The 22789-nt window shown below is 43.8% G+C and carries 23 protein-coding genes; 12 read left to right on the top strand and 11 right to left on the bottom strand.

Annotated elements, in window-relative coordinates; all coding sequences use genetic code 11:
- Positions 1-198 precede the first annotated feature (198 nt).
- From H6G97_RS29310 to H6G97_RS29265, 10 genes are all read left to right on the top strand, one after another.
- Positions 199-996, top strand: coding sequence for a hypothetical protein (locus H6G97_RS29310; protein WP_190944047.1), 798 nt, complete (start codon positions 199-201; stop codon positions 994-996).
- 107 nt (positions 997-1103) lie between these two features.
- The gene (locus H6G97_RS29305) at positions 1104-1685 is read left to right on the top strand and encodes a hypothetical protein (protein ID WP_190944046.1); all 582 of its coding nucleotides are present in this window, start codon (positions 1104-1106) and stop codon (positions 1683-1685) included.
- 218 nt (positions 1686-1903) lie between these two features.
- Complete coding sequence (locus tag H6G97_RS29300; RefSeq protein ID WP_190944045.1) at positions 1904-2176, top strand: hypothetical protein; 273 nt, start codon at positions 1904-1906, stop codon at positions 2174-2176.
- Positions 2177-2374: 198 nt separating this feature from the next.
- Positions 2375-2596 (top strand): hypothetical protein, encoded by a 222-nt coding sequence (locus H6G97_RS29295; protein ID WP_242055377.1) that lies wholly within the window; start codon positions 2375-2377, stop codon positions 2594-2596.
- A gap of 395 nt (positions 2597-2991) precedes the next feature.
- Entirely contained in the window at positions 2992-4065 is a 1074-nt protein-coding gene (locus tag H6G97_RS29290) for a hypothetical protein (RefSeq protein WP_190944044.1), read from the top strand.
- Between the two features lie 142 nt (positions 4066-4207).
- Positions 4208-4657: a DUF1257 domain-containing protein gene (locus H6G97_RS29285; protein ID WP_190944043.1), complete on the top strand. Its 450-nt coding sequence runs from the start codon at positions 4208-4210 to the stop codon at positions 4655-4657.
- Positions 4658-4659: 2 nt separating this feature from the next.
- Entirely contained in the window at positions 4660-4869 is a 210-nt protein-coding gene (locus tag H6G97_RS29280; protein ID WP_190944042.1) for a DUF2997 domain-containing protein, read from the top strand.
- Positions 4870-4888: 19 nt separating this feature from the next.
- The gene (locus H6G97_RS29275; RefSeq protein ID WP_242055373.1) at positions 4889-5173 is read left to right on the top strand and encodes a hypothetical protein; all 285 of its coding nucleotides are present in this window, start codon (positions 4889-4891) and stop codon (positions 5171-5173) included.
- Positions 5170-6792 carry an AAA family ATPase gene (locus H6G97_RS29270; RefSeq protein ID WP_190944041.1) on the top strand — a complete coding sequence of 541 codons (1623 nt, stop codon included), beginning with the start codon at positions 5170-5172 and terminating at the stop codon, positions 6790-6792. The genes H6G97_RS29275 and H6G97_RS29270 overlap by 4 nt, the downstream gene beginning before the upstream one ends.
- Before the next feature lie 125 nt (positions 6793-6917).
- Positions 6918-7478, top strand: a complete 561-nt coding sequence (locus H6G97_RS29265; protein ID WP_190944040.1) for a WGR domain-containing protein — start codon at positions 6918-6920, stop codon at positions 7476-7478.
- 92 nt (positions 7479-7570) lie between these two features.
- On the opposite strand, the gene H6G97_RS29260 is transcribed toward H6G97_RS29265, so the two are convergent.
- From H6G97_RS29260 to H6G97_RS29205, 11 genes are all read right to left on the bottom strand, one after another.
- Entirely contained in the window at positions 7571-7966 is a 396-nt protein-coding gene (locus tag H6G97_RS29260) for a response regulator transcription factor (protein WP_242055371.1), read from the bottom strand.
- A 123-nt stretch (positions 7967-8089) separates the two neighbouring features.
- The gene (locus H6G97_RS29255) at positions 8090-11005 is read right to left on the bottom strand and encodes an NHLP bacteriocin export ABC transporter permease/ATPase subunit (RefSeq protein WP_190944039.1); all 2916 of its coding nucleotides are present in this window, start codon (positions 11003-11005) and stop codon (positions 8090-8092) included.
- A gap of 2 nt (positions 11006-11007) precedes the next feature.
- Complete coding sequence (locus tag H6G97_RS29250; RefSeq protein ID WP_190944038.1) at positions 11008-13248, bottom strand: NHLP family bacteriocin export ABC transporter peptidase/permease/ATPase subunit; 2241 nt, start codon at positions 13246-13248, stop codon at positions 11008-11010.
- Positions 13235-14680 (bottom strand): NHLP bacteriocin system secretion protein, encoded by a 1446-nt coding sequence (locus tag H6G97_RS29245; RefSeq protein ID WP_190944037.1) that lies wholly within the window; start codon positions 14678-14680, stop codon positions 13235-13237. The genes H6G97_RS29250 and H6G97_RS29245 overlap by 14 nt, the downstream gene beginning before the upstream one ends.
- A 419-nt stretch (positions 14681-15099) precedes the next feature.
- Positions 15100-16182 (bottom strand): cyclic nucleotide-binding domain-containing protein, encoded by a 1083-nt coding sequence (locus tag H6G97_RS29240; protein ID WP_190944036.1) that lies wholly within the window; start codon positions 16180-16182, stop codon positions 15100-15102.
- Between the two features lie 12 nt (positions 16183-16194).
- Positions 16195-17391: a DUF7005 family protein gene (locus tag H6G97_RS29235; RefSeq protein WP_190944035.1), complete on the bottom strand. Its 1197-nt coding sequence runs from the start codon at positions 17389-17391 to the stop codon at positions 16195-16197.
- Positions 17388-18200, bottom strand: a complete 813-nt coding sequence (locus tag H6G97_RS29230; protein WP_190944034.1) for a MinD/ParA family ATP-binding protein — start codon at positions 18198-18200, stop codon at positions 17388-17390. The genes H6G97_RS29235 and H6G97_RS29230 overlap by 4 nt, the downstream gene beginning before the upstream one ends.
- Positions 18201-18326: 126 nt before the next feature.
- Entirely contained in the window at positions 18327-20156 is a 1830-nt protein-coding gene (locus H6G97_RS29225; RefSeq protein WP_242055370.1) for a Nif11-like leader peptide family RiPP precursor, read from the bottom strand.
- Between the two features lie 187 nt (positions 20157-20343).
- On the bottom strand, positions 20344-20571 hold the full coding sequence (locus tag H6G97_RS29215; protein ID WP_190944033.1) for a hypothetical protein: 228 nt from the start codon (positions 20569-20571) through the stop codon (positions 20344-20346).
- Positions 20572-20600: 29 nt separating this feature from the next.
- Complete coding sequence (locus H6G97_RS29210) at positions 20601-20918, bottom strand: hypothetical protein (protein ID WP_190944032.1); 318 nt, start codon at positions 20916-20918, stop codon at positions 20601-20603.
- Positions 20919-21402: 484 nt separating this feature from the next.
- Positions 21403-21879 (bottom strand): nitrile hydratase subunit alpha, encoded by a 477-nt coding sequence (locus tag H6G97_RS29205; protein ID WP_190944031.1) that lies wholly within the window; start codon positions 21877-21879, stop codon positions 21403-21405.
- A 182-nt stretch (positions 21880-22061) separates the two neighbouring features.
- On the opposite strand from H6G97_RS29205, the gene H6G97_RS29200 reads away from it, so the two are divergent.
- Positions 22062-22532 carry a helix-turn-helix domain-containing protein gene (locus tag H6G97_RS29200; RefSeq protein ID WP_199349739.1) on the top strand — a complete coding sequence of 157 codons (471 nt, stop codon included), beginning with the start codon at positions 22062-22064 and terminating at the stop codon, positions 22530-22532.
- A gap of 14 nt (positions 22533-22546) precedes the next feature.
- Positions 22547-22690 (top strand): transposase, encoded by a 144-nt coding sequence (locus tag H6G97_RS55500; protein ID WP_190944030.1) that lies wholly within the window; start codon positions 22547-22549, stop codon positions 22688-22690.
- The last annotated feature ends 99 nt before the right edge of the window (positions 22691-22789 follow it).

The raw sequence follows: 22789 nt of genomic DNA, 5'->3' as shown, positions 1-22789 counted from the left end.
GCCTGATCAAGAGATATGCTGCTGTAGCAAGCTCCGGTCACTGGCTAGGAGCCATAAATATGAGGCTTCGCCAATTCTAAATTGAGAGTGTTGTGCTGAAAGCACAACAAACTGACCATTAAAAATAGGGCGATCGCTCTGTCTGCAAAACTCGCGATCGCCCCTATGCCCCACTAACAAAAGAAGAGGCAATTTCTAATGATGACACAAAGTTTAGCCCCTACGCCAACAAAAGATCCGTTAACCACACAGGATCGCCAAATCATTGCAACCATCGTCAATCAGTCGGACTACTTCAAAAACTGCAAGCCCGAAGATGTAGTAACTATCTGGATCAACAGTGATGATATCGTCTGGGTAAAAATGACCCACGGTTATGCTCGATACCACAAAAAATCTTTCAAACGCGCTGTTGTAGAGGTAAAAGCGAGTCTTTCTGCTCCAGTAGAGCGCAATCACAAGGAAGAAAAGGAATTAAAACAAGCTTCTGAGAAAATTGGCTTGTTAGGTGATTGTGATTGGCTATCGTTGAGTGTTCAATACCATTCTGATAAGATAATCGGTCATGCTGGTTGTTATATCTCTCACAAGGCTCGAATATTAACCCCGCCATCTGAATGGGACTTCACCCTGCCGAAGTGGAATATGCCTGCTGCCATCTGTCCAGACTGCGAAGGACATGGGTGCGGTAACTGTGGGTATCGCGGGACTCGTGCAGAAGACTTGTGCAAACCAGTGGACGACTATCGACTGACCTATGTAGGACGCACTGACCTTCAGACGGCTCACAACGTATATCTAGATGGTGAATTCTTAGGAATTATCTTCAAGGTCAGAAACGCTGATGAAGTCTGGGAAAACGACCCCAAGACTTATTACTGGCGCTGTGGTGATGGAGTCCAGTATTGGAGTGTCAAAGAGGCTGTAGAAGCACTGTCCAGGGTAACTGCTCCGATTGAACTGCCGCAAGTTCGTCAGGAGTTGGAGGCGGCGTAGAAAAAATCAGTAGGCGTGACCGAAATCTACATCGGTCGCGCCTGCTGATTCGAGAAGTCAAACACAGGCTTCGCCAATGCGAAAGTGAAATGTATTGGTATTGAACAATGAACCCTCAAGAAAATGCCGATTTACTTGCTGCTTTAATGCGCCAAGAGGAACTACTCAAGCAATTAATCGCTTCAATCAATAAGCCAAAACTGGGATTGCACTCTGAAGCTGGCAATTGCAAAATCTACTGCAATCGTCACAATGGTTCACTGTGGTATACCCTCAGTAATAATGAAGTAACTCCGATCGCTTCTACTGCCTTGACTGGATATTTGCGAGAACTGAAATTTGAAAAGTGTGAGCGCAGAAGTAAAGAAGTGTATAAACTGTTAGCTACAATTCAGGCAGACAGAACGTACATCCTCGAATCTGGTCATGATACTCATTTTACCAAAAGTATACTTGCGGCGATGCCTGCGGCAACCCGAAGCGGGAACGCAACTTTGACCCCACAACAACTATATTCTCCCATTACATTACAGCCTACTCCGGGGACGACAGATGAAAATGTGTTGTTCTGTCGGGTGTGGGTAGAGTCGGAATTAGTCATGGCATCCTACAACGAGGAAACGAACTGGCGCGAGGTCAGTAAACAGGCTTTAGCTGTAACAAAAGCTGCTCTTGAGATGACCTTTTAGTTCAAAGGTAGAGATGAGAAAAGGCAGGTAGTCATTAATCCTGCCTGGCTTACCAAATCAATTATTGCAGCTTAAGTGACAAGCTTATTTCAAGTTATTTCCTAAGCATGATTAATCAGTTAGTTGTAAACAGGAATTGTACCTAGCAATACCATCAGTTTTTCAAGCCTTGTCTACAGCTTGTTGCGCTGTGTACTCACTACTACCAATAACAACAAATGACTATAACAATCGTTCACCCTAGTATCGAAAACTTACAGCAGTTTTCTGACTCATTGAATATTGAGAAACTATTGCAATCTGACGGGGTTGTACCGTGGCTATTAGCAAATGGTTGGAAGTACGACGACGAATCTTGTTTGATTGCAAATATCGTTGATGAGTCTACAAGCCTTGATGAAGTTTGGGACTCCAAAGAGTTTGATTTTAAGGCTCTGCCTGATGAAGATAAGGAAAAAATCAATCAAATCTTTGAGCATTTGCATCTGTAATTTTCTGTAATTTTCTGTCATTTTCCATTTCACCGACTTCAACGACTAAACGTACATCTGATAGTGGTTATAGATTGTCTAAACACAATAAAGAGAAAATTGCCGCTTGACCAAAAAAGAATCAGATTATGCGTGAAAAACTCTACAGTCAGATTTAATTAGCCTGACTGTAGAGAAAAATCGATTCCACGATAAATTATGGCACACTTCACTGCTAATAAGATGGAATTAAATTTGATTAAGGTTTACGATACAACGCTATTAAGCTCATCGAAAGTTTACCAGATTAACGGTACGCTTTCCCGATATTTGGGTGATGAAGGTACTATAAAACATCCACAGTATCTATTTGTACCTCTGCCAAATCAAAGAAAAAAAGCCAGCTTTCGACTAAACCGAAACAAACTCATGACAAAATAATTCGTAATTCGTAATTCGTAATTATGAACAAAATTAATAATTAGTTCATTTAGATTTCAAGATTCTAACTTCAGTTATGGAAGATAAATAAATGCTCTTGCTCCTTATTCCAAAACGCTGAATTTATTCATGCGGTATTAATTACGAATTACGAATTACGAATTACGAATTGGAGCAGGGCATGGTCTATGAGAAGCCTGCGGTACAGGATAATTCACAGCAACTTCAACTATTTTGAGCCATGTCCATACATAAACCACCAGTCATTAAAAGACCTATTAGGTTACAAAATAGCTTTACAAAAGTAATCTATAGAGCTACTACAGACATTCAAATAGTTACAAAGAAAGCTTCGCTTAATTGAAAGTGAAAAATAATGGTTGAGGTAAATAATCATGGTACAAGCAATTGACAACCCTATTGCTGCAAATTTCCTAACTGATGCAGTAGTCGAGCGTCACAATTTCTCACAGTTAAATAAAACTCGCATTCGCTTTCGTATTCAACTAAAGAAAAGTACAAAGTCTGCCGCGCCTAAATGGGCAGATGTACTAAAAGCTGAAGTCTCTGAAATTGAATCAGACCTTGTGAAAGTTACTAATTCTGAAGTTGGTTTGCGGGGTATTAAGGTATTTAAGAAGTTGGATGAAGCTGCTGCCCAATTGCGTCAAGAGATTGCTTCTGTTCAAGAATGGATGTCTGCTGATACTGGTGATTGGGTTTGTCCGATTGATTTGGCTCCACTTGTGTGGAATCAGTTAATCAATATTAGAGATAATATCCCCCCTGGTTTACGCAATCAATTGAAAGCTGATTACGAAGCGGGACTTCTTGATTATCAAGAACGGATTGATCAGTTCCTCTCACTTAACACCTGGGAATTAGCACAGGATAAGCAAGAGTCAGTCAAAGCCAACTTGCTAAGAGCATTCCCGACTCTGACCGACCTTGAAGATTATTTGCAAGTCGTGATTGGTCGTCCGGTGATTATTCCTGCCCTCTCCGAACAACTCAATCAGCAACAAGCCGAATGTCTTGACCAGATTACCAAATTCATCCAACAGTATGACCAAAATCTGGAACAGAGATTGAGGGAATCTGCTTTAGCTGGTGGTGAACAACTAGCGGCTCAGTTGCTTGAAGAGTTGGCTGATTGGGAACCAGGGAGGAAACCCATACAGTTTAAAAGAAAAATGGAGCGTCATCTGATGAAGGTTCAAGCGCTATTGGCAAACGCTGACCCGGAGGCTGGCAGTAGCTTAGAGGCGATGATGACGCACTTAGATTCTATCGTTAACGATCCAGCGATTGAGTCTAAGAATCTTGGTTCTGATACGCGCAGTCAATTACAGCAAAAAATGCAAGAGATCCGCATCAAGTTGTTAGATGAACAACGCAATCTACAATCACTTGCGACTGACGACGTGGGATTGTCGAAAGCTACGGTCATGTCGTTCAAATTCAGGTAGAAAATAGTCTTGAGCTAGAGTGTATTGCTCAAGACTGCTTGCAAATGGATTAATTGCGCGATATGCACAATATCTTATGTATGATATCGCGCTTCTATGTTGATCACATTTCTTCAATTTCAACTCTATATGCGATAACTTTATGTCACACTTCTCAATCGTTACAACCAAGCTTGCTAACCGTGAATGCCTGGTGCAAGCTTTACAAGATTTGAAACTGAATCCACAAGTACATGAAGCAGCACAATCACTAAAAGGATACTACGGTGGCTCTCAAGAAAAAAGTGCTGAAATTATCGTATCTGGTCACACCATAAAAGCCCGTGCAGATATCGGATTCAAGTGGAATCAGTCAAGCGGCGTGTACGAGGTAATACACGACAGTTATGAAACAGTTCCGAAGTTGGGACAAGACTTCTTTAGTAACAAGTTGATGTTGGCTTACGGTAAACGTTTGGTGAGAGCTAAAGCTGCCGAGTTACAAGAGCAGTTTGGAGAATGTGCGATCGCACAAATTACTAACGGAAGTGTGCAAACCCTACGCCTAACCTTTGCCGGACATCAGGAAGTTAAACAGTACGTGAGGAGATAAATATGGAACGTTCAATACTGATTCATTTCGACAATGCTACAGGTGAAGTTCGAGTGGAAGCTGAGGGATTCGAGGGCTTGAGTTGTTTATCGGCTACGCAACCATTTGAAGAAGCACTTGGAGTTGTGGAGGGCGATCGCATTTACAAGGACGAAGCCCAAACCCAACAACTTCGGACAACTTCAACCCACTCTATTCGCTTACGGCAGTAAATCGGGGAAAAGGGGAACCGTGACGATTGGGTTCCCCCAAGAAATTTTATGTACCTACCTAAAGAGTATCCTTTCATCCACATTTACGCCCAGCAAAAACCACGCTTTTTCCGTGATCATCAAAGCGAATACTGAAGGGCTATGTGTGCTGTTGAATGCCATAGTAACAGCAATCGCCTATCAAGAGAACAACGGTACAGCAGAGGTTTTCGACGGCGATGCCGAAGTTTATGAAGTAGTCGTGAGACTTGTTAATACTCACGATGGATTAGCTCCAGTTCCTTATCAGATTGAAAAACAATGAAACTTTCAAATCTTCTCTCCACACTAGATTCACAAATCCCCATTGCTGCGGTTGATGTTCTATCTCCTGATGAAGCGACGATTATTCAGTGGTTAACTGCTGAAGCTAACAATAAGCTCTCATGTCCAGTTTTCTTCTGGAATCTGGGAGTATCAACCTTGGAGCAATGTTTAATCGCAGCAGATGGGGGATTGGTGTTTAAACCAGTTGCAGAGTATAAGAAACCACAACACGCTGACCCATTGTTATATGTGTTTAATTACATTGCGAATTTTAGCGGAAATGGTGTATTTATTCTCGGAGATATTCACCCCTTTATTGCTAAGAACTCACCCCAATTATCATGGGAGATTTTAAGCAAGGTAAAAAACCTTTACCACAGGTTAAAACCCACAGATAAACGCATTGTATTGTTGGGTCAGAATATACAATTACACGAATCACTAGTCAGATTGATTCCTTATTGTGAAGTCCCTTTACCTAGTATTGACCAAATACTTGAGCATATCACTTCTTATTTGCGTGACCTACAACAGTCTGCTAGAGAGCAAGAATTAACTTTCACTGTTACGCTAGAAAATGCTGAATTTGAAACTCTTTCTCGTGCAGCGCTGGGTTTAACTTTAGAAGAAATTAGCGACTTCCTTCGGTTAACAGTCAAAGAAAACTTAACTAATGATGGTGTCGTAGTTGACGCTGATTTCATCCCTAAAGCCGTCGAGTACAAAACTCGGCTACTCTCTCAAATGAGCATTGAGTTGGGTAAACCTGCGATAATCCCATTCGGCGGTTTGGATCTACTGCGCGAATGGCTGACTCGGCGGCGGCGGCTATTCACACAAGAGGCGCGTGAGCTACACCTACCTCAACCAAAAGGTGTGTTGCTGGCTGGCCCACCCGGTACTGGGAAAACTTTATTAGCCAAGAATATTGCTAACATTCTCAATTTACCACTACTCCAACTAGACATTGCGTCCCTCTTGGGCAGTCTGGTCGGTGAGTCTGAAGGGAATGTCAGACGTGCTTTGAAAACTGCCGAGGCGATCGCACCCTGCGTCTTATGGGTGGACGAGATAGAAAAAGCCCTCTCCGGTAGTGGCGATACAAGTGGAGTCAGTCAAAGGATTCTAGGCAATATCCTCACGTTTATGTCGGAATCTCAGTGTGGCGTGTTTGTCGTAGCAACCTGCAATGACCCTTCAGCACTACCAACGGAGTTAAAGAGAAAGGGAAGATTTGATGAGAATTTTTTCGTCGATCTGCCGACAGAGCCAGAACGGGTACAGATTCTAGGCATTCACCTAGAGCGATTCGGTATTCAAGTACAGCTTGAATATCTCGAAGCGATCGCAGCTTCGACCGCGAAATTCTCCGGTGCAGAATTGGAAACCCTTGCTTCGGAAGCTGCTCTGCTGGCATTCGATGAGGGTAGACCACAAAAGGTAACGCTTGCTGACCTCGAAACCTGCCGTCAAACCATTACCCCGCTTGCGATTCAGGACGCTGCGGCAGTCGAGCGTATGCAATCCTGGGCATCTACCGCACGACGGGCTAGTAGTCCTGTGGTTGCAGCGAAAACTCAGTCTTTGCGTGCTGCTAAGTTTCGGAATCTGAACTGATGAGAAAGCGATTGTCTCCTGATCTATGGGGCGATCGCTCTTTTAGGTTCGTAGCGATCGCGTTCAGTATATCTATCTCAGATGGGGCAATGCCCTGAAGTTAGGAAATTGACAGGGTAAGAAAGATGGAAATCTATTTAGTCTTTGTTGACACAATTCAAAACAGCAATAAATTCTGGGCGGCCATTGTCGAAGATGGGAATTTGACAATCCAGTGGGGGCAAGTTGGTTATCAAGCACAAACCAAAGTTCACCAATTAGTCAGTTATCAAAGAGCCATTGCTAAATTTCATAATTTGGTAGCAGAAAAGAAAGCCAAAGGCTACAGCGAAAGTCAGCCAGAGATTGATGCTAGCCGCAGTGTTGCAGACATTAGACGAGCTATTCAATTGTTGAATATTATCCGTCCGGCTGTTGCTCTCCAGAATTTTGGTGATACCTACATATCTGCTCTTAATGAATATCTGAAAATTGTCCCAACACCTTTGGGGATGCAGATAAATTATCACAGAGTTTACCGCACAGTAGCAGATATTGACTATCAACAAGAATTACTCAATTCTCTGTTAGCGACACCTGCACCACAAGCTACTGCGGTGGCTGTTCGTTATGCCCCTGAAGCAACAACAGAACCCAAGGTAGTCAGCCTCAAGACTATCAGCAAGAACTTCTGGCGACATTTGTAAATACAGAGAGCATGACTAGCGGAAAGCTTCCCCATGCTCTTTTTTTTAAGGAATTGATTAAAATCATGACTAATCAGCCACAAACATTAATTTTAGCCGCTAATTACAGTTTGCTCCTTATATAAGTCCGAGACGTTGGTAATCACCCTCAATAAATCCTCTACTGTACAAGGTTTATTAAGATAGCCCTTTGCTCCTATTTCTATGCCATAGTACTGTTCTGCCTCGCTAGCCTTAGCTGTAAGAAAAATCAAGGGAATATTTGCTGTTATGGGATTTTGACGCAATGTAGTGAGAACTCCGTAACCATCTAACTCTGGCATCATAATGTCGCAAATAACTAAGTCAGGTAAATGCTGTTTTACTTGATTAATACCAATGTGACCGTTTTCTGCACTAATAACATTGAAACCTTCTGCTTCCAAACTCTCTATTAATATCTCTCGTGTTTGTGGCTCATCTTCTATTACTAAAATTTTTTTCATCATTTACTCAAATATGCAAATATAAACTGCTTAAATATAAATGTTTTGGCTTTTATTAGCACCATTTAAGTATGAATTAAAAGTACTTTCCATGTCTAAACTTCACTGGAAGCAAATCTCAAGTAACTACGCCATTTGCCGAGCCATTAACTGGGCAAATAGCCCATCAACAGCAGCTAGTTCCTCAAAAGTTCCTTGTTGTACAACCCGTCCTCCCTGGAGTACATAAATACGGTGAGCATTGCGAATAGTACTAAGTCGGTGAGCGATCGCAATTCTGGTAACTTGTAAGTTATCTAAACTTTCACTAACAATCGCTTGGGTTCTGTTATCGAGTGCACTGGTAGCCTCATCAAATAACAAAATGCGGGGTTTTAAGGCCAAAGCGCGAGCAATTAGTAACCGTTGTCGTTGTCCTCCAGAGAGATTGCCACCTCCTTCACTAATCACAGTATGCATAGACATGGGCATAGCTGCAACATCGTCAGCAAAGCCAGACATCCGCGCTGCCTCCCAAGCTTCATCGAGTGTAATCTGAGCGCCGCTAGCAATATTATCGAAAATAGAAGCTGACATAATCCGGCCATTTTGCAGAACGACACCTAACTGTCGGCGCACTGCCTCAACATCCAACCCAGACAAATCTTGACCATCATAATAGACAGTGCCATCTTCAGGAGTCTCAAACCCCAATAGCAATCTAAATATAGTAGATTTACCGCTCCCAGAAGCGCCTACAAGTGCAATAAACTCCCCAGGCTCGGCATACAGGCTGACATCATCTAGGATCAGAGGCCCATCTTGTCGGTAGCGGAATGTAATACGATCTACAGCGATTTTGCCCATAAGCTGACCAGGATCGGCTTTGTTGAAATCCACTTCTGGTATAGTTTCTAAAATTGGTTGAGCGCGTTTCCACTGGGGGACGATTTGCAAAGCGTCGGTAACTGTATTGCTTACGTCTGTGGCACCTTTAATAAAAGTACCAAACGCACTGTTAAAAGCCAGGAAAGTCCCAATTGTCAATCCGATCGCACCTGTAGTCTGGGCTGATTCAAACTGTTTGATAGTAAACCAAAACAGGATACCAGAAGTTATCGTCGGCATGACTGTATTAAAAAGAACCACAGCGTCTTCAACGTTTTGGGTGCCCAGTTCCAGTTTTATTTGCTGACTATAGTTTTTACTCCAAGAAGCGAAACCACGCTCCTCGGCCCCGGCGACACGCAGTTTAGAAATACCATTGATCAACTGCACCGTCTGCCCAAAGATATTTCCCTTGATTTCCAACAATGGACGAACTTTGCGGACGAGGAGCATCCCCGACAGAACCGTCACAATTATAACAACTACTGCTACAGCCACAGCAACTAAAGCTAATTTCCAGCTGTAGTAAAATAAAAGTCCTAAGTTTAATAATGAGAACAGACCAGTGATTAGAGTAATTAGGGTTGTACCACTTAATTGACGACGGATTGTACTAATCGATGTCACGCGGGACTGAAGATCCCCTGTGGTGTACTGGCGAAAAAAGGATACTGGCAGATTTAGTAGCCGATCCCAGACAGCAGCTTGAGTAGAGGCATCGGAAATCGTTTCTACCCGCAAGAGCGCAAACCCTTGAGACAGCCGAAATACTGCCGTCACAAAAGCTGCAACCAGCAACCCCAAACCAACTTGTAGTAATAATCCGCGATCGCTATCTGGAATGGCGTTGTCAATTAAAATGGCAGTGGCGTGGGGTGTGAGCATACCCAGCAGTGTCACGGCAATACCAGTTAAAAAAACGATTAGTATATCTCTGCCACGATTCTTAAGCGCGAACCGAAATAAATCGCTAGCGTTAAGAACTTTATCGGGCAAAGACCGATAAAACATATAAGCAACGGGCGCTAGTGTAGAAGCAATAAGGGCATCTACAGTCAGACGAGTGCCAACGCTTGGGTCAAATATTTCGTAGCGAGTGGCAGAAACGGGCAGCAGTGCCACTGGTCGGTTGTCCTCTTCGGTGTAGGCAACCAAAGGGCCACAGTCCTTCTCCCACCAGTTGTCCCGTAGCAGAATCTGCCGCATTCGTAACCGCGAAGCCCGGACAATTGCCTCCAATGGCTCCTTCATCCGCTTCAGGTCTTGTGAACGAGCAGGAGGACGAATTTTCACACCCAAAGACCTACCCACAGCACCGGCAACAACTAACAATGGCGTGCCTTCCAGGAAAAAGGTTGCTTCTTTAGTTCCCAAGGAAGATGCTAGTTCGCCCAAAGCCTCTGCTGTCACCTGACGATTGAGACGTTCCCGCTCACTCAGCCGTTGCACTTCTTCATCAGCTTCTTGCTGTTCTAGGAAGTTAATATATTGCAGCAGTTGAGTATGAAGCTGGGATAGCCCTCTAAGCAGAGTATCTGGGTTGCGGATGTCCTTTGTGGAAGCCGTGGTAAGCTGAACCTCCCCTACGGCTTCCAACCACATCCCGTCGCCCAGAGGAAAAATTTCTGCTGAGGCATCTAGAGTCAGTTCCTCAAACCCCATCCATCGAACATTTCCTTGTTGAATTTGCACCCAGGCGATCGCATCAGGTTCGGGCTGGAGAGTCTGACCATCGATTAGAGAAAATCGCGCTTCTCTCACAGCCCGGACTTGAATTGCTGGGGTGGCGACATGGGAAAGTGTAGTGTTGATTTGCTCGACCCAACCCTCTACCAAAGCAACTATTCTGGTATCCCCATCAACAACTAACTCCTCAAAGTATTCTCGGTCTACCTTTAGCAATTCTGTTTCTCCCATCGGTACTGCTAAAAGTTGGCGGTGCTGATGAATACAGTCAGAAGCTGTTCCGAAAAGTGCCTCTTCAGGATTGCTAGTGAACAAATAACGGCGAGTTCCTTCTATAACATTATTTTCAACTGTGACAGCAAACAACGCTACAGAGCCGGACTGCACAACCCAAATTGTCTGCGGGTCGTCTAGCAGTATTGGTTCATTGCCTTTAAGGCTGTATACTTGCCCCTCAAGGTCTTTGATCGTAACTTGATTGATGACCATAATTAAGCTCCTTCTTCACTGTTAATCAACCGTGAGTACACCCCCTCTACTTGCCACAATTCCTCATGAGTACCTCGTTGCACTACCTTTCCACCTTCAAGGACGATGATTTCATCACAGTCTCGGATCGTACTCAATCGGTGTGCAACAATTAAGCAGGTACACCCACGCCGCCGCAGATTTTGGTCAATAATTTTTTCCGTCTCCGAATCTAAGGCGCTAGTAGCTTCATCCATAATCAGGATTGAGGGATTGTTCACCAAAGCGCGGGCTATTTCTAGTCGCTGTCGTTGACCTCCACTTAAATTAGCGGCTCCTTCAATCAGTTCTGCATCAAATCCGCCAGGCATGGAGAAAATTACATCATCTATGGCAGCATCCTTACTAGCCTGCACTAGATTTTTGTCTGGTACTGTGGTATCCCATAAAGTCAAATTTTCCCTAACAGTTCCGCCAAACATCAAAATATCCTGCTCCACCAAAGCGATGGAGTTAGTTAATATCGATTGCGGAATCTGCTTTTTAGGTTTTCCATCAAAGCAAATTTCTCCCTCCCAAGCTTCATAGAGTCCGCTTACTAGTTTGGCTATGGTAGATTTGCCAGAGCCACTCCCGCCTACTAAAGCTACTCGCCCTCCAGGCTTGACCGAGAGGCTAAAGTTTTCAATCAAGGGCGGATCTAGGTGGCTATAGCCAAATGTCACATTCTCCAGCTCGACGTATCCTTGTAATGTTGACAGAAAAGATGAGGGAGATAAAGAGATTTTTTCTTCCCCTGCTCCCTTTGCTCCATCAATCGGGTTATCCAACACATCATCTAGGCGAATCAAATTGCCCTCCATTTCTTGGAGAGTACTGCCGAAGTTGACGAGATTGTTGACAGGTAGCAAAAAGCTCTGCATTAGTCCCTGAAAGGCGATGAGCATTCCGATGCTGAGATGTCCATCTATTACTCGTAAACCACCTACAACCAATAAAGCCATTGATGAAAGCGAAGACAAAAGTGTAGGTAATACTGAGAAAGTTTGGTTTGTTACCCCCAGTTCTTGCTGGGAATTGATCGCTTTGGTATAGTACCCTGACCACCGCGAAAAGAAATCTGATTCTAACCCTGATGCTTTGAGAGTTTCTATACTCTGGAGAGCGGCTATGGATGCACCAGCCGCTTTACCATACTCTTGGATTAATCGCTGATTAGCATCGACGCGCTGACGGGATATCCACTGCAAAGTTAAGACATTTACAGCAGCAAAACTAGCTACCAGCAAAGTCAGTACCCAGTCATATTGAAGCATGACTAAGGCGTAAAAAATCACCATTACTGCATCGATAACTGTAGTCGCCAATCGCCCCGAAAGCACATCAGCCACTTGGTCGTTGAGACTGGTGCGGTTACTAATTTCACCTGCAAACCGTTGGGCGTAAAAACCAACTGGTAGGCGCAGGATATGCCACAGAAAACGGCTGGACATTCCCACAGACAGTTTGACTTTCAAGCGGCGCAGATACCGCAACCGCAGCAGTGTCAGTACTCCTTGGAGGACTACTGCGATCGCCATTGCCAATAACAACGGACGCAACCAGTGCTGCCGTCTTTGCACCAGGATTTCGTCTACAAATACTTGACTAAATACTGGTACTGCCAGCCCGACGAGTGTTAACAAAAAGCCTGCCAGCAGACAGTAAATTAAGACACCAGTAGTACCCTGTAGCCGTTTCCATAGTGATAAAATTAGGCTGGGTTTACGGCCCCCTTTGGTGAACTCCGACCCTGGTTCCATGACCAGCACCACTCCGGTATACCCCTCGTCAAACTCCTGCCGGGATACCTTTCGTGGCCCTGTAGCTGGGTCATTAATATAGACCCAACTAGAACTAAATCCTTCTACTACCAAAAAGTGGTTGAAGTTCCAGAACACAATATAGGGAGGGCTTAACTCTGGAAGTTGATCCAGTTCCTTTTTAAAGCCTTTTGCCTCTAGTCCATAGCTTTTGGCTGCGATCAGGACGTTGGAAGCTTTGCTACCATCGCGGGAGACTCCACACTCTCGACGCAGTTCTGGCAGAGGCACAATCCGACCATAGTAACCTAAAATAATTCCCAGAGCAGCGGCACCGCATTCCACTGCCTCCATTTGCAAAAGCGTAGGGGTCTTTAACCGTTGAGCCGGATTTTTCAACAGGTTTTGCAGGTACTGCAAAAGATTAATCGGTGTCACTAATAAAAGATTAGTAGATACCACTGACAGACCTCAGAATAGGTAAAACGAATGTAATCGGCGCTCGCTCTTCTACCTTGACTCGCACAGATGTAGTCGTTCCAGAAGAGATTTTTAGCTGCGGCCCATCGGAAGAAGACCACTTATAGCCGCTAAAAGTGGTAGAATCTGGCTGCAAGTCAGCAAATACTTGAATAAGTGCCTCTTGCTTCTCACCCACTAGACCTGTTACCACTTCGGGATTACCCACTACACTAGCGGCTGCTTCTCTGGTAATTGGAAATGGTGAGACAGTGGTAATCTTACCGACAATACCGCCAAAGCGTTCCCGTTTCACAGTTTGGGGTGTAATTTGTAGCGTCATACCTGATTGAATTTTCTTGCCCTCTCCAACCGCAAAATAGGTGATGCCAACCATTTTGCTAGATGGGTTTTCTGCATCTATACTCCCCAAACGAGTTCCGGCATCAATCACCTGTCCAGGACTAACAGTGATTTCTAGAACACGTCCTGAGTGTTGAGAGATAATCTGGCTGTTATTGCCTAATTGCTGTTCGAGTTTGGCGATTTCTCGTTTAACTTCTTGAATCTCGTTTTTGCGAGTAGTTGCAGTTTGCAGGTCTTCTTGAGCGAGAGTCGCTGCTTTACTGTTTTGTTCTTGCAACTGGGCTTGGATGTTTTTGATTTCGTTCACGTTTGAGAGGTATTGCTGTTGTGCATCTGCTTCCTTAAGGTCTAGTTGCTTCAACTGAGATTGTGCCTCATCGATACTTGCACGGGCATTGTCGTATTGTTGCCGCGCTTCTAAGACCACATCATCTGGAATCGCTCCCTCTTTTAAAAGCTTCTGACGATTATCTAGTCTCTTTTTATGGGTAGGAAGCAGCCCTTGAAGTGTTTGCAAGCGTCGCTGTAGGTTCAGGCGATCGCGCCCGATTGACACCAGTCCTTTCTCTCTCAACACAGGTGTCAAATCCCGGATAATTTTTAGTCTTTGCTCAAGAGATAAGCGTTGCTCTTGGATTGCCTTTGTGTCAAGCTGCTGACGCTGCCCTTGTAACAAACTAGCATTGCGATCCTGTTCCTCTAGTTGGACTAGTTTAGCTTGCGCTAGTTGTAATTGCTTACGCAGGTCAACTTGGTCAACCGTTGCCAGTACATCTCCTTTCTTGACTAAATCCCCAACATTAACATTCAAAGCAAGTAACTGCCCTGCACTTTTCGATTGTAGTGACATAACGTTACGTGGATAAATCAGTACCCCTTGACCCTCCACGGTAATCGGAATGCGTCCGTAAACACTCCAAACCAGGGCGACTGCTACCAAAGAACCCAAGGCAGTTAAAGGTAGCCAACTTTTGGGGCTAACAACCTGCATTAATTGGTCTAGTCTTTCAGGTGAAGATAAACGCTCTAATGACTCTTTTCGGAATAAATTTTGATTTTGTTCGACCATTTAAAATGCCTCGACAATCATTTGTGCTTGAACTGGAGACTGAAAAAATTTGGTGGAAGATTCAAACTTGCATTAAACGCTACGGTTAGTGTTGAAGTAAAATAGCTTGCTTGAAAAAATCAACAGCAACAAGAGGGTTGCTCATCAAGTGCAGCCCAAGACTTTTGTCAGTCAAAAAAGGTATGACTTTCTATCTATGTGCTATCACTTACCCTTTACTACACCACCCACGCTGTCTACGACGCCTCCAACAACATTACCGCCAAGGTAGTTCAAGTTTGACTCCCCACTATTTTCGCCACGAAGCCCGTCTGCCAATCCTACTTAAACTTTAAAAGGTAAAATCTCCGAAAACAACACACCTTTTTCTTTAGATGTTAAGTCAAAAGCTAAAAGTTTAAACTTTATTGCCAATCAAGTTAATTTTTTCTCAAACGACTCAACATCCAATCAAACCTGGTTCCAGCCAATGCCATGTTATCTAAAATATTGGCATCGAGTTCATCTTCATATTCAACATTTTCATCTAGTGATTGACCTTTGCTATAAATGCGCCTACCATAACCAAGCCGACTGAACATTTCCTGTAATCGATTTGCAAGCAGAGTAGCAATCACCCGATAAAATCGAGACGCAAAACCTATATCTTGTTGTAATTTTGCTGCTAATTGTTGTCGAGGAATTGACAATACAAGCGAGTCTCCAGTAGCCCTAACAGTTGCTCCCGGCAAACGAGTATCAATGAAAGCTGTTTCTCCAACGATTTCGCCTTTTGATAATCTCGCTATCTCTCTGCTTGTGGTTTCTTCAGCCTCTAAAGCTGCAAAGGCGCGAGTTAAAGGATTGCGTTCATCCTCAGAAACAGAAAGTGTCATTGTTCCATCTAGCAGGATATACAACGCATCTACAGCTCCTCCCTCACGGATAAGTACTGTGTTAGCGGCAATTTTTTGGCTAGTACCTATAGCAATCAGCCAATCGATGTCACTATCATGCAATTGTTCCAAAACAAATAGCATATCTCTAAGCGTCTTGTTCTTAACAAGTTTGCTATGACCAAGTTGGGTGATTCTGCTTGCAAGTAAAATAGCGATCGCTCGATAAAATCGAGATGCAAAACCAACATCTTGCTGCAATTTTGCCCTCAATTGCTGCTGGGAAATCGATATTACCACCGACTTTTGGGCAGCTTCAATAGTAGTAACAGCTGGGCGAACATTAAGAAACGGGATTTCTCCTACTATCTCACCGCTTGATAACCTACCAATCTCTCGTTCTAATGTTTCGCTATCTTCCATAGCTGCAAAAGCTCGATCTAGAGGATTGTTCGTAGCTTGTGACACAGTGATTGTGAATGTTCCATCTAGTATGATGTGTAGGGTATCAAGGACTTTTCCTTGCTGTACAAGGATAGTGCCAGCAGGGATCTCCTTTTTCCGACCCGTAGCGATTATCCAATCGATGTCGCTATTATGCAACTCCTTAAGTAGAACTTCTGTCATAACTCATATTAATTATGGTTTAGATTTTAGATGCTCCTCTGCCTCTTTCAGACTTGTCCGCAATTGGTCTAGAATTTTCTGAATATATGAGTGCGCCTCAGAACAAGCCAATTCCTCTAATGTTAAATAAGTCAAAGCTATTAACATAATCGGTTGACTATTGAGAGTTCTTAACTCCTGTCCATATTGAGCGTCAAAGCGCTCCAAATTCTCAGCAGCAGACTTCACCAATGCTTGCAAAATCTTAAATGCGTTCTCTGAAAGCGGTGGTTGACCCCGGTAATTTTGTAATCTGCCTCCTTCTCGGTAATCTGGAAATGACTCCAGCCCCAGAAAACGCAAAAACCAATCAGCCCGATAGTGTCCTATAGCTGCCACAATACCTCTGTAGTCAGCAATCAGTTCGTCAAGCAGATTGTTCCGCATTGAGCCAAATAAACGCTGTGTGAAGTAGTGAGTACATTCATGTTCTAGGCGAATAGTCAGGGAGATACGCCGCCATTCTACTTCGGAAAGTCCGATGTCGCTGGCTGAAACATTGCTATAAAAACCGTCACTCAAAATAATCAACCGATCTTGATAGAGGTGCTTTTGCAGGATTAGTCGCCCAAATTCCTCTAACCAACTACTTTCGGAGCAGTTACCAAAATTTTTAGCTGACCATTGTTGGCGATACTGGCGAACCCGATCCCAGTTGTTGAAACCAGTAACCATGTAAGCTCCCATAGAATCAGGGACTGGCTTGGGTTCATTCCGCATCGTTAGCGCCTGTACCAAAGAAACAAAATCTTCTCGATTGCTGGCGAGCAAAACCGGGATAACTCCAACGAAGCTTTGATGTAGGATCAACTGGAGTTGTTCGGGTTGCTGCAAAATCAAACCAGTCGCCTCGACCATATCATCCGCTGAAACACCCTTACGAGTAGCAAAGCGGTATACTTGGGTTTGGCTGATGCCTTCGAGTATGGGGAACTGCAACTGTACCAACTTGCTTGATAAAGCTTGAAAGACTCCTATCTCTTGAGCCAAAGTGGCGTATTCTTCCCAGGCGGCTACATGGGGTTCGGGTGGAAGCGGAAACTTGGTGGGGAGTGTTGAAAAACTGCGATCGAAGATGTTTTGATTGTAGGCAAGTAATTCCTCTATCTCCAAGGCAGTAGCACCATAGGAGGCAAGTACACTAGCACGAAGTTGGTGTTGATTGCTCAAAAGCGATCACCTCCCACCAATACCTTGTTTAACTCAACCCGATCCACAATCTGCCGAGCAATTTCTTGCACCGTCTGGCTAAACGGATGGTCAGCGTCACGCAGGCAAAATAAACCACCACTGGCTAGCTGAATTATCTCTTCAGATAGAGGCACAATACCAGCCACTGCGGTGTCATATGTAGTCTCCATCTGTTCTCGTAAAGTTTTGAAATCCATTGCAGGTAGCACCTTATTAACTACCAGCAGCATTTTGTCCACGTTTAATTTTTTCGCCACCTCTACCGTTACCGCAGTACCTTGGAAGTCTTGGCGGTCTGGACGCAAAATGACGACTAAAATATCAGAGATAGCGATCGCCAGTAAGGTTTCTTCATTCAAACCAGGGTGAGTATCAATCAACAAATAGTCCAGATTGAGATCGCGTATCAGATCCTCAAAGCCGTCGTTAAGTTTGCCTACGTCATAACCCTCGCGCAAGATTCGGGAAATTTCACCTGCCTTAATACTCGAAGGAATCAAGTAGAGGCTGCCATTTGCTCTAGATGTCTCCCCTTCCGCATTTAAAGTATGACTAACATCGTAGGCAGCATCTTTAATTACACAGCGTCCCCATAAGTAATCATTGAGGGAGCGGTTCATTTTTTCCTCGTCTAGACCGAAAATAATATGAATCCCTGGTGATTGAATGTCAGTGTCAATAATACCTACACGTTTTCCAAGACGGGCAATAGTAGCAGCTAAGTTTGCAGTCAAATTTGATTTGCCAGTACCACCACGAAACGAGTGAATAGATACAATTTTGGACATAATGTCATACCCCAGTTATGTGAAAACTTCGATATAGTTGCTATCTGCGGATTTCTTCAACCCTCTTACCTTCTGCCTTTCTTCAATCAGCTACTTTTATAGATAGAACTTACACAAAATACCTCTCTAACTTTGATTTTTCCCGTTTGCCTTTGGCGTCTCCCCTTCTCCCAAAGGGAGAGGTTCTGATTGCTGGCTTTTGCCGCTCAGACTTCTCTGTGTATCCTCTGTGTCTTTGTGGTTTGATCCTTCCGTAACTTCTGCATAAGTCCTAATAGATTTACCCTTAAGATTTTGCACTTTTTGCTGTAGCTGCTGGAAGTAATCTGTCTCTGCCGCATCATTTTTGGACAATCGCCCCTTGATTGTTTGCGCTTTTTGTTGCAGTTGCTGGAAATAATCTGTCTGTGTGATATCAGCTACCTGACGTGCCTTTTTCGCTTCGTCAATTTCAACGTTTAATTCCAGTACTTGCTGTTTGAGCTTCTGTTCTCGTGCTTTCACCTCTTGAGCCATTTGCAGGAAAACGTGTACCAGTTGACCAATATCATCATTTGCGTAAGATGCCTTAGCTAACTGATGGTCATCAAAATCATCCTGCTCTACCAAGGATTGGGCTGACTTAGTGAGGATACGAATCGGTTTGGCAATGCTTCGCGCCAGGACTAGGGCGATGATTGCGGCGATCGCTCCTACTGCTAGTAAGCTACGACTGTTCTGCCAAATGAGTTGATTTAAGGGAGCATCAAACTGTGCGTGGGCTTTGTTGACGCCCAACACCCAAGGTTGCTCTTGTAAAGGGGCAAAGCCGATCATTTGGCGTGTCTGCTCAACAGAGGAATAATAGCTAGTGTAAGCCGTTTGTTTGGCTCCTACCATCGCTGCTAACTCTGGAATATTCAAGCTTTTGATCTGATCGATGCCATAGAGCGTCCCAGCCTGCTTTTGTTTCTCTGGCGGCAAGGGGGCTAGGCTATGATAAAGCAGTGATTTATCAGGGTGGCTGATGATTACCCCACGCTCGTCAACCAAGAAGGCATAGCTTTTAGAGCCAGCCTGCAACGCATTCACGATCGCCCAGATGTCTTCTCCCTTGATTTTTAAGATTGCCACGCCCACAATCTTGCCGCCCTCAGACCGCACAGGGTTGGAGAAGTAGATGCCTGGTCGTCCACTCGTTGTTCCGACAAGAACGCTAGAGACGTAAGGGCGTCCCTGGATGCTAAAGCGGAAGTATTCGCGGAAGGCGTAGTTTTGAGCAATGAATGTAGGATTGGTGGCAGCGACGCAGCGTCCCTTTGTGTCTATGATGTAAACAACATCATAGTCGGGATTAGAGCGAAAGACGTTATCTAACGTTCGTTGCATCGAGGTGCGGAAAGCTATTTGCTTCTGAGGGGTGGTAGCAGCGAGAAAACCCACCACATCCTTATCAGTACTGACTTGAACAGCAACACGCTGGATGTCGATAATTAGCTGGTCGAGGCGACTAGCATTACTGGTGGCTAAGAGTTCCAGTTTGCGGTATTCGCTGTCCTCTGCACTCTTGAGACTTTCTTGGAGGTTGTGATAGGTGGTGAAGCTCATCGGTATAAGTGCAACACAGAGTAGTGCTACCGAGAGTTTCGTCCTAATAGACCAAGCAGAGGGGTTAAACAACCGATGCAATTTATCAAAGCTAATTTGCTCTAAACCCGACCATACACTGCTGGGTGGCTGGTAAGGAACAGCACTTACTCCGGCTGCGATCGCATCTAGCTCTGCATCACTGATACTATCACCTGACTTTGAGATTTTAGCTAAAGCAACTTCCCATTCTGACAGTGTAAAACTATAGCCAGCAGCTAGTATGATTTCTCGGCGTTGCTCATCACTGGCAGCGTTTTGGAGTTGCTTTTGCAACACTTCATCCGTGGCTATCCGCTTGTAAAAGGCTTGTGCGCTTTCAACAGACATACATTTTTAGAGTCTATTAAATGAGTTGCCTCTTCGTTCAGGCAAAGGATAAGGGGCACTTAGCTGGGGGAAATGACCTCTTCTTCATGCTGCGAAATGAAGGCAAGAACATGGGTCTGAATCCCATACAACACCAAGCGTGATTTTCGTCAAGAGCGGCAAGCTAACGCAACAGGCAGACTGGTGACTAAGCTGAAAATGGCAACTGCTTTTCTACTATGCCCTGTTTAAAAAATTCATTTAAGTAATGCAGGGTTTGAGTAAAAGAAATTCCTTTTTCGTGCTCCAATAACAAAGCAAGTTCGCCAACAGTCAAATGTTTGTTAAAGGCAACTTCCGCTACATCTTGAAAGTGTGGCATACCATCAAAGCTATGCGTCATTGAATGGGATAAGAAACGAAAACCATTCTCCACTTGCTTATATTTAAGATCGGGTCGAAAGTCTATCCGATTTTGAGGGGAATGGCTGCATTATCGTAAGTTTTGAGGTGTTCTGCATCCCATAATAGCCTGATTTCTTCTGGATCTATATCAAGGTTATATCTGCACGTAACGCCATAAGGATCGATAGGAAGAGTTTCTCGGAATTGGCGATCGGCTGACCATCTTTCGAGGAACCGTTTTATCTTTGCTATATTTGAGAGATAGTCTGTATCAATATTCTTTCGATCGCTCCACAAGCGTTTTATCTCCCCTGTTTGTAACCCCTGTTCGATCGACTTTGTTGTCATTTTCCAACTCGGTTTGTTTGTTACTTGCATATTTAAATCTCCCAAGTTTTTTTGGCGTTGCAGAATAATTGATGGTTTGTGTACGGTCGTCGACAGGCTAATCGTAGTTTGTGAATTTCATATCTGCTAAACTTAATCACCTAATCAGCAATGCCTTTTTTCTAGTTCCCCATGCTCTTTTCATGAAGTTCGGGTGATTACTCATAATAAAATCTATCAATTTAGGTTGGGGAGCCACTTGTGTGGGCGGGTTTCCCGACTTGAGCAAAGTGGCGTTTGAACAGCAGCAAAACCCAACATGAACTCCGATCGCCTGTTTGCTTGAGGAACGAAACCCAAAAACCTATCCCACTATTCTAAAAATCTCTACTTCTTTTCGGAAAATGTGCTTAAAAAGCTCGATTTTTCGTTTTTATTTTTCAATCGGCTTAAGCTTTGTAGCAAAAATTTTATTAGTGAGATAGGTTCAACAAAGCAGATATTATAAGTGTTTAACCGAACCTGATATTATAGGTCAAAAAACCTTAGTCCTTGTGACTACTGCTGCAACAGTAGCTACAAGTGCCACATTACCGACCACGACCTTATTGGCTGCAACCGCGCCTCCTCCGCTTACTGATTCTAGTTCTCCCTCAGACAGAGCATCAGTAGTTTCACTGCTATACTCTGGAGGAGTAGGCAAAAGAATATATTGCAAACTTTCCGTATTTTGAACAACAACTATTTCTTGTCCTGGTTGCAGTGGCAAAGAACTTTGTATGAATACCATTAGTTCATTATGGTCATTACTAGAGAACTCTGGTAAAAGGACAAAGTATTTGCGTTGACAGGTGTTCTCTACTACCTGAAGTTCCAATTGTTCAGGAATATTGTCTACACCTGCTTGTTGCAAAACTTTTTTTGGTTCAGCAAATAATCTTGCTTTATATTGCGAGTCCTGCCAAGTTTTTACAATTACATCTGCAAGTATAAGCTTTTGATCGTCAATCATACTTCTTCTCCTTGTTTTCAACACTACTAATGTAAGCAGTATTTAAACTAAAAACAATATATAAATATTCATAAAAATTGAGGTAATAGTTCTGAAAATTTGAAAAGTTAAACATATCCGCTTCAAACTAATGACGAGTTTTATTGTTATCTATAGCGGTTCTCGCTTGAGTGAAATACAAAATGTGGGAGGATGAACAAAGTCAACAGCAAAGTGCATCTAGCATGAAAGCATACTCCATTGACCTCCGTCAAAAAGTAATTGACGCATATAATAATCAAGAAAGCTCCCAACGAAAGCTGGCAACAAGATTTAGCGTCAGTTTAACTTTTATCCAGAAGCTACTAAAGCGATATCGAAGCAAGGCGACAATTGAGCCAAAAGCTCATGGTGGAGGTAATACAGGTAAGCTAAGTAGTGAGCAGATGGCAATAGTTGTTACCTTACTGGAGGAAGACAACGATGCAATTTTGGTTGAGTTGTGTTCTCGATTAGAGGAACGAACGGGTGTTCTAGTCAGCAGAGCGACAATGGGAAGAATCACTCAAAAGCTAAAGCTAACGCGCAAAAAAAAACATTGCACGCCAGCGAAAAATACACAGAACGGGTACAGAAACTCAGAGCAGAGTATTGGACAACGATTGGCACCGTAAATCTGGAAGACCTGGTGTTTATCGATGAAGCCGGAGTTAACATCGCCATGACCAGACGCTTCGCTCGTTCGCCCCAAGGTAGTCGTGCTTATGGTTCACGTCCCTACGGGCGGGGGAAAAATGTAACGATGATTGGGGCTATGTCCGAATGGCACTAAGAAAAGCTCTAAGCTATACGGAATAAGGGCTACAGCTTTGAAAGCTATTGAACAGTGGAGGAGGGGTCAGGTGGTCGTCCAAGATGGCAGTGTCATGGA

The organism is Nostoc flagelliforme FACHB-838, from assembly GCF_014698065.1.
Taxonomy (GTDB): Bacteria; Cyanobacteriota; Cyanobacteriia; order Cyanobacteriales; family Nostocaceae; genus Nostoc; species Nostoc flagelliforme_B.
This window is presented reverse-complemented; position numbering and strand designations above follow the sequence as displayed.

Excerpts from the sequence above, each read along its gene's own strand:
- H6G97_RS29310 (WP_190944047.1), top strand. The coding sequence starts at position 199 with ATGATGACACAAAGTTTAGCCCCTACGCCAACAAAAGATCCGTTAACC.
- H6G97_RS29305 (WP_190944046.1), top strand. The coding sequence starts at position 1,104 with ATGAACCCTCAAGAAAATGCCGATTTACTTGCTGCTTTAATGCGCCAA.
- H6G97_RS29300 (WP_190944045.1), top strand. The coding sequence starts at position 1,904 with ATGACTATAACAATCGTTCACCCTAGTATCGAAAACTTACAGCAGTTT.
- H6G97_RS29295 (WP_242055377.1), top strand. The coding sequence starts at position 2,375 with ATGGCACACTTCACTGCTAATAAGATGGAATTAAATTTGATTAAGGTT.
- H6G97_RS29290 (WP_190944044.1), top strand. The coding sequence starts at position 2,992 with ATGGTACAAGCAATTGACAACCCTATTGCTGCAAATTTCCTAACTGAT.
- H6G97_RS29285 (WP_190944043.1), top strand. The coding sequence starts at position 4,208 with ATGTCACACTTCTCAATCGTTACAACCAAGCTTGCTAACCGTGAATGC.
- H6G97_RS29280 (WP_190944042.1), top strand. The coding sequence starts at position 4,660 with ATGGAACGTTCAATACTGATTCATTTCGACAATGCTACAGGTGAAGTT.
- H6G97_RS29270 (WP_190944041.1), top strand. The coding sequence starts at position 5,170 with ATGAAACTTTCAAATCTTCTCTCCACACTAGATTCACAAATCCCCATT.
- H6G97_RS29265 (WP_190944040.1), top strand. The coding sequence starts at position 6,918 with ATGGAAATCTATTTAGTCTTTGTTGACACAATTCAAAACAGCAATAAA.
- H6G97_RS29260 (WP_242055371.1), bottom strand. The coding sequence starts at position 7,966 with ATGATGAAAAAAATTTTAGTAATAGAAGATGAGCCACAAACACGAGAG.
- H6G97_RS29255 (WP_190944039.1), bottom strand. The coding sequence starts at position 11,005 with ATGGTCATCAATCAAGTTACGATCAAAGACCTTGAGGGGCAAGTATAC.
- H6G97_RS29245 (WP_190944037.1), bottom strand. The coding sequence starts at position 14,680 with ATGGTCGAACAAAATCAAAATTTATTCCGAAAAGAGTCATTAGAGCGT.
- H6G97_RS29240 (WP_190944036.1), bottom strand. The coding sequence starts at position 16,182 with ATGACAGAAGTTCTACTTAAGGAGTTGCATAATAGCGACATCGATTGG.
- H6G97_RS29230 (WP_190944034.1), bottom strand. The coding sequence starts at position 18,200 with ATGTCCAAAATTGTATCTATTCACTCGTTTCGTGGTGGTACTGGCAAA.
- H6G97_RS29225 (WP_242055370.1), bottom strand. The coding sequence starts at position 20,156 with ATGTCTGTTGAAAGCGCACAAGCCTTTTACAAGCGGATAGCCACGGAT.
- H6G97_RS29210 (WP_190944032.1), bottom strand. The coding sequence starts at position 20,918 with ATGCAAGTAACAAACAAACCGAGTTGGAAAATGACAACAAAGTCGATC.
- H6G97_RS29205 (WP_190944031.1), bottom strand. The coding sequence starts at position 21,879 with ATGATTGACGATCAAAAGCTTATACTTGCAGATGTAATTGTAAAAACT.
- H6G97_RS29200 (WP_199349739.1), top strand. The coding sequence starts at position 22,062 with ATGTGGGAGGATGAACAAAGTCAACAGCAAAGTGCATCTAGCATGAAA.